Origin of the sequence: Micromonospora sp. KC213, assembly GCF_004348325.1 — a bacterium.
Taxonomy (GTDB): domain Bacteria; phylum Actinomycetota; class Actinomycetes; order Mycobacteriales; family Micromonosporaceae; genus Micromonospora.
This window is the reverse complement of the sequence record NZ_SMKF01000270.1, coordinates 1-5,232: the sequence shown is the minus strand read 5'-3', so window position 1 is coordinate 5,232 and position 5,232 is coordinate 1. Positions and strand designations below refer to the sequence as shown.

Below are 5,232 nucleotides of genomic sequence, written 5' to 3'. Positions count from 1 at the left end.
GGGGAGCCGAGGGTGAGCAGGGACAACGCCGCCGTGACCACCGTCAGGCGGATGACCGGGGATGCCATGGGGGTGCCTCCAGAGGGATGGGTGGACCCTGCGTTGCGTTCGGGGTGCCGAGCGTGGTGATCATACCGACGAACCGTGCGAAGTGGACTATCCCGCGAAGATGATGAGCCTGGTGCTATGCCCCCGAGCCCATAGCCGGGTCGTGCAGGGAAATCCGGACACGCCGGACGAGTCGTCCCACGAGACGACCCGACTCAGGCGGGGGTGATGTGTCGGGTCAGCGTGTGCAGGTAGCGGCTCAGCAGCTCGTGCCAGCCGGCGGTGAGCGCCTGCCGGTAACCTTCGGCCGCGGCACCGTGCCGGTCGAAGTGGCGATGCTCGACCTCGACCCGGGTGCCGCCCGAACTGTCCGGCAGGAAGAGCACCTCGACCTCGCTGGCCTGCGCCGGATCCGGCACCGGCACCCGGTCCGGGCCGATCTGCCAGGTGAAGACCAGACGCTTCGGCGGATCCCAGATGACCACCCGGCCCCAGTCGCTCCGGAAGCCGTACGGACCGATTTCGTAGAGCATTCCGCCCGCCTGCGGCTCCATGCCCAGTTCGGCCAGGGCCGCCGGGCCGGACCAGGTGTACTCGGGCACCCACCAGTCGATCAGCGCCCCGGTGAACACGGCGAACGCCTGCTCCGCGCTGGCTGGGACGAGGAGCGTGCTGCGCAGCGCGTACCGCTCGACGTCCTGCCGGACATCGGCCATCTTCTGTCCCATAGGCCCGGACCATACCGGCTGATGCATCGGTGTGCAGCTTCGTGGCATGCCCGCTTCCGGACAGCCCATGGGCTTCCGGACGGGGACAAAGCAGAGCGCCGACCGGCGTTTCCGCTGGTCGGCGCTGCTGTAGCCCGGCGAAAGGCTATGTGGCCAGGGGCGGGGTCGAACCGCCGACCTTCCGATTTTCAGTCGGACGCTCGTACCAACTGAGCTACCTGGCCGTGGTGCTCGGACCATGCTACCCGAAAGCGGGATCTCCGCCGACAGGGTAGCTGCTCCGATACGCGGAACGCCGCGCAATGGTCTACGCGGCGTCTGCGCTGGCGGTCCTGACGGGACTTGAACCCGCGACCTCCGCCTTGACAGGGCGGCGAGCACTCCAACTGCTCCACAGGACCTAGCTTGATGTTGCCTCCGGCCGAAGCCGGACCGTGCCCCCAACGGGATTCGAACCCGTGCTACCGCCTTGAAAGGGCGGCGTCCTGGGCCGCTAGACGATGAGGGCGGCCCCGCCATCATTGCACACTCGCAACGTCAAGCGGACTTGCTCCCATCCGGCCCCGCCGGAGGCATGAGAAGCATATGCCATGCCGCGTCGGTCGACCAAACCGGTATGGCCACGGGCACAACCGCCAGCGAAACCGCAGTTCAGGGCGGTCGTCACCGGGGCGGGGCGATGCCGAAGCGTCGGTTCAGGTCGGCGATCACCCGCGGACAGGCGGCCAGGGTGCGGCTCCGGTCGCCCCCACCGTCGTGCATCAGCACGATCGCGCCGGGGCGCACCCCGCCCAACACCCGCTTCTCCAGCACCGGGGCCTTGGGCTTCGCCCAGTCCTGGGGATCGACGCTCCAGTGCAGCGACCGCATGCCGAGCTGCTTCGCCACCGCGACCACCTCTGGAGTCCACCTCCCGCCCGGCTGGCGGTAGAAGGGCACCCTGGCGTCCGGGACAGCCGCCCGGATCGCCTGGTTGGTGCGGACCAGGTCGGCCCGGATCTCGGCAACGGGCCGGCGGCCGAGCTCGAAGTCGTGCCGCCAGCTGTGGTTGCAGAGCTGGTGCCCCTCCCGCACGATCCGCCGCACCAGCTCGGGATGCTGCCGCACCTCGGTGCCGACCAGGCAGAAGGTGGCCTTCACCCGGCCAGCCCGGAGCTGGTCGAGCACCTTCGGCGTCCAGGTCGGGTCCGGGCCGTCGTCGAAGGTCAGGGCGACCCTGCGTACCCCGGTGGTGCGCCGCAGGCCCGCGGGGAGCGCGGTCGGCTCCGGCCGCAGCCGCGGCTTGGGCCGGCTGGTCCGGGTCGGCGAGGGCGCCGGGTCGGGCTGTACGGACGGTGACGCCGGGACGATCGGGGTCGCTGCTCCTGGTGGCCGCTCGGCCGGTTGATCATCGCCGCAACCAGCGACGAGCAGGACCAGACCGAGGGCTGCGAGAAGCACGCGACGTGCACGCATCGTCACTCCGGGGGGTTCGGGTACGAGGACCGACCCGACGGTAGTTCACGAATCGCGGACCCGGCAGGTCGGTCACTCTCCGCTGGGCTGGTCCCACGAATCGCTTACGGCCAACGCCAGGGAGACCGCCTCGGCCAGGTTCGCCGGGCGGACCACCCCGCTGGGTAGCGTGTCGACCCGCCAGCCCGGCCCGGCGGCCAGCACCAGCAACGGCCGGCGAGGCAGCGCGAGTAGCGTGGAGAGCTGCCCGGGAGCGGCGGTGGCCGTGGTGTGCGACCAGATCACCGCCGCCACCGGGCCGGTCCGGTTGACCGCCTCCACCAGGGCTGCCATTGGCACCCGTGCCCCCAGCATCCGGTACGCCACACCCGCCTCCGCCAGCGCGGCGGCCAGTGCCTCCAACGGCAGGGTGTGCTGCTCCTCGTCGGCGCAGGAGAGCAGGATCCGGGGCGGGCTGGTGGCCTTGCCGGCGCGGGCCACCGCCGCGAACGCCTCGGAGACGCACCGGGACATCAGGTGTTCCACCTCGATCAGTCCGGCGGTGGCGGCGTGCCGCTCGCCGATGGCGGCCAGCACCGGCCGGAGCAGGCCGTCCCAGGTGGCGACCACACCGTTGCGCTCCAGCGCCTGCTCGATCGTCTCGCTGATGGTCACCGAATCCAGCCGTACGGCGGCCCGGGCGAGGCCACGGGCCGCCGGCCCGGCCCGCACGACCGGGATCCTCTGCCCGCCGCCGTCGCGGGCCGTGCGTAGCCGCACCTCCCCGCCGGCGTCGGCCGTCGGACCCTGCTTCGCCCAACGGGCCGCCTCGGCCGGAGCCACTCCCTCGGCGGTGAGCTGCCGCATGACCTCCAGGCGGGCGAGATCCGAGGGCATGTAGCGCCGGTGATGGCCGGGGACGTGCTGGCTGGGACCGAGGCCATAGCGCTGGTGCCAGGTACGCAGTGTGGTGACCGCCACACCCAGTCGGCGGGCCACCGTCCCGGCGCTCAGCCCCTCACCGGTCACCCGGCCGCTCCCCAGCGTCATCCGCCGGTACGCCGGACGGAAGGGTGGGGTCGGCGGGGTGACCCGGCCGCAGCAGCCGGTTCACCACCCCGCCCAGCCAGGGCGCGTACGGGCACGGATCGGCGTCGATCTCGGCCAGCAGTCGTAGCGGGTCGACCCAGCGCAGCGCGGAGACCTCGTCCGGGTCCGGCAGCAGGGCCAGGTCGGCCGGCACGTCGGCGCGCAGCACGTGGTCGTACTCGTACTCGACGCGGCCGGTGGCCGGATCCTCGGCGTGGTAGAGGTGGACCCCGACCTCGGTCAGGGTCACCGGACCGGTGCCGAGTTCCTCGCCCAGCCGCCGGTTGGCGGCCTCGGCCAGCGACTCGCCCGGCCTCGGATGACCGCAGCAGGAGTTGGCCCAGCGCCGCGGGAACCGGGACTTCACCCCGGCCCGCTGTTGGAGCAGCACCCGCCCCTGCGGGTCGACCAGCAGCACCGAGAAGGCGCGGTGCAGCCGGCCCGGTGCCTGGTGTGCCGCGGCTACCGTGGCCTCGCCCAGTGCGCGGCCACCGTCGTCGACCAGTTCGACCAGGTGCCCTTCCCGGGACTTCACCGACCCTGCCTCCTTGCCGGCTGCGGTGGGCCGGCGGAGACCGTCGGCCCGGTGACCCCGGTGGCCCCGGTGATGCGGTTCGCGGCGAGCTTGCCGGAGATCAGCACCATGGGTACGCCCACTCCCGGCTGGGTGCCGGACCCGGTGAAAACCACGTTGGACAGGCCCCGGTGCAGGTTTGACGGGCGGAAGGGGCCGGTCTGGAAGAAGGTGTGCGCGGCGGCGAACGGGGTGCCGGCGGCCATGCCCTGCTCCTCCCAGTCGGCGGGGGTGACCGTACGGAGCACCTCGACACCGTCGGCGAAGCCGATGTACCCGCGTTTCTCCAGCGTCCGGACGAGTTGGTCGGAGTAGCGGCGGTCGAGTCCCCCGCGCCAGTCGAACGGGGCGCGTTCCAGATTGGGCACCGGCGCGAGCACGTAGTAGGTGTGCCGGCCCGCAGGCGCGACCGCGGGGTCGGTCCGGCTGGGGTTCGTGACCAGCAGAGACGGGTCGGTCATCAGCTCGCCGCGCCGGATCACCTCGTCGAAGGTGCCCTGCCAGGACCGCCCGAAGTGGATGTTGTGGTGGGCGATCCTGGCGTACCCCTGCCTCGATCCGACGTGCAGCACCACGCAGGACGGCGAGTAGGTCAGCCGACGGACCCGACCCTCGGGCAGTAGGTCACGGTAGGCGACCGGCAGGTCCGGGTTGAGCACCACCACGTCGGCCGGGATCAGTTCACCGTCGGCGGTCACCACGCCGGTGGCCCGGCCGTTCGTGGTCTCCACCCGGGCCACCGTGGTCCCGTACCGAAACTGGACGCCGTGCTTCTCGGCGGCACCGGCCATGCCCCGGGCGACCGCGTGGACGCCGCCGCGCGGGAAGTACACCCCGGCCACCGCGTCGAGGTACGCGATGACGCTGTAGATGGCCAGCGCGTCGTGTGGTGCGAGTCCGGCGTACATGGCCTGGAAGGAGAAGATCCGCTGGGTACGAGGATCGGAGAAGAACTGGTTGATCTTCGTCTGAAGTCGGCGGAATGCGCCGTTGGCCAGCAGTCGCACCAGGTTCGCAGTGAGCAGGTCGGTCGGCGCGTCCAGGTTGCGGTCGATGAAGTCTGCCCGTTCCCAGCGCCACAGGTTGCGCGCGTAGTCGACGAACCGCAGGTAACCGTCGGCCTCGCGGGGGCCGCAGACCCGGGAGATCTCGGTGGCCATCCGGGTGGTGTCGGTGATCACGTCCAGCGTCGAGCCGTCCGGGTAGTGCGCCCGGTACGCCGGGTCGAGCGGGATGAGGTCCAGCCAGTCGTCCAGCTCCTCACCGACCGCCCCCAGGGCCTCGGCGATCAGCTCCGGCATGGTGAGCACGGTGGGGCCGGTGTCGAACTCGTACCCGTCCACGCTCAGCCGCCCGGCC

5 protein-coding genes and 3 tRNA genes are annotated in these 5,232 nt (G+C 71.6%); all 8 read right to left on the bottom strand.

Translation table 11 applies throughout. The features are described from left to right. Positions 1-263 precede the first annotated feature (263 nt). On the bottom strand, positions 264-776 hold the full coding sequence (locus E1166_RS29290; RefSeq protein ID WP_132343080.1) for an SRPBCC family protein: 513 nt from the start codon (positions 774-776) through the stop codon (positions 264-266). A gap of 150 nt (positions 777-926) precedes the next feature. Continuing rightward, positions 927-1,000 (bottom strand) — tRNA-Phe (locus E1166_RS29285). Between the two features lie 100 nt (positions 1,001-1,100). Next, positions 1,101-1,177, bottom strand: a tRNA-Asp gene (locus tag E1166_RS29280). A 34-nt stretch (positions 1,178-1,211) separates the two neighbouring features. After that, positions 1,212-1,284 (bottom strand) — tRNA-Glu (locus tag E1166_RS29275). Positions 1,285-1,439: 155 nt separating this feature from the next. Then, positions 1,440-2,231 carry a polysaccharide deacetylase family protein gene (locus tag E1166_RS29270; RefSeq protein ID WP_132343079.1) on the bottom strand — a complete coding sequence of 264 codons (792 nt, stop codon included), beginning with the start codon at positions 2,229-2,231 and terminating at the stop codon, positions 1,440-1,442. 72 nt (positions 2,232-2,303) lie between these two features. Beyond that, a complete protein-coding gene (locus tag E1166_RS29265; protein WP_132343078.1) occupies positions 2,304-3,239 on the bottom strand; it encodes a MerR family transcriptional regulator in 936 nt (311 codons plus the stop codon). Continuing rightward, complete coding sequence (idi, locus tag E1166_RS29260; RefSeq protein ID WP_132343077.1) at positions 3,229-3,834, bottom strand: isopentenyl-diphosphate Delta-isomerase; 606 nt, start codon at positions 3,832-3,834, stop codon at positions 3,229-3,231. Before idi ends, E1166_RS29265 begins: the two co-directional genes overlap by 11 nt. Continuing rightward, positions 3,831-5,232, bottom strand: a 1,402-nt coding sequence (gene crtI, locus E1166_RS29255; RefSeq protein ID WP_132343076.1) for a phytoene desaturase family protein, incomplete at its 5' end; no start/stop codon positions are given. The genes crtI and idi, both read right to left, overlap by 4 nt.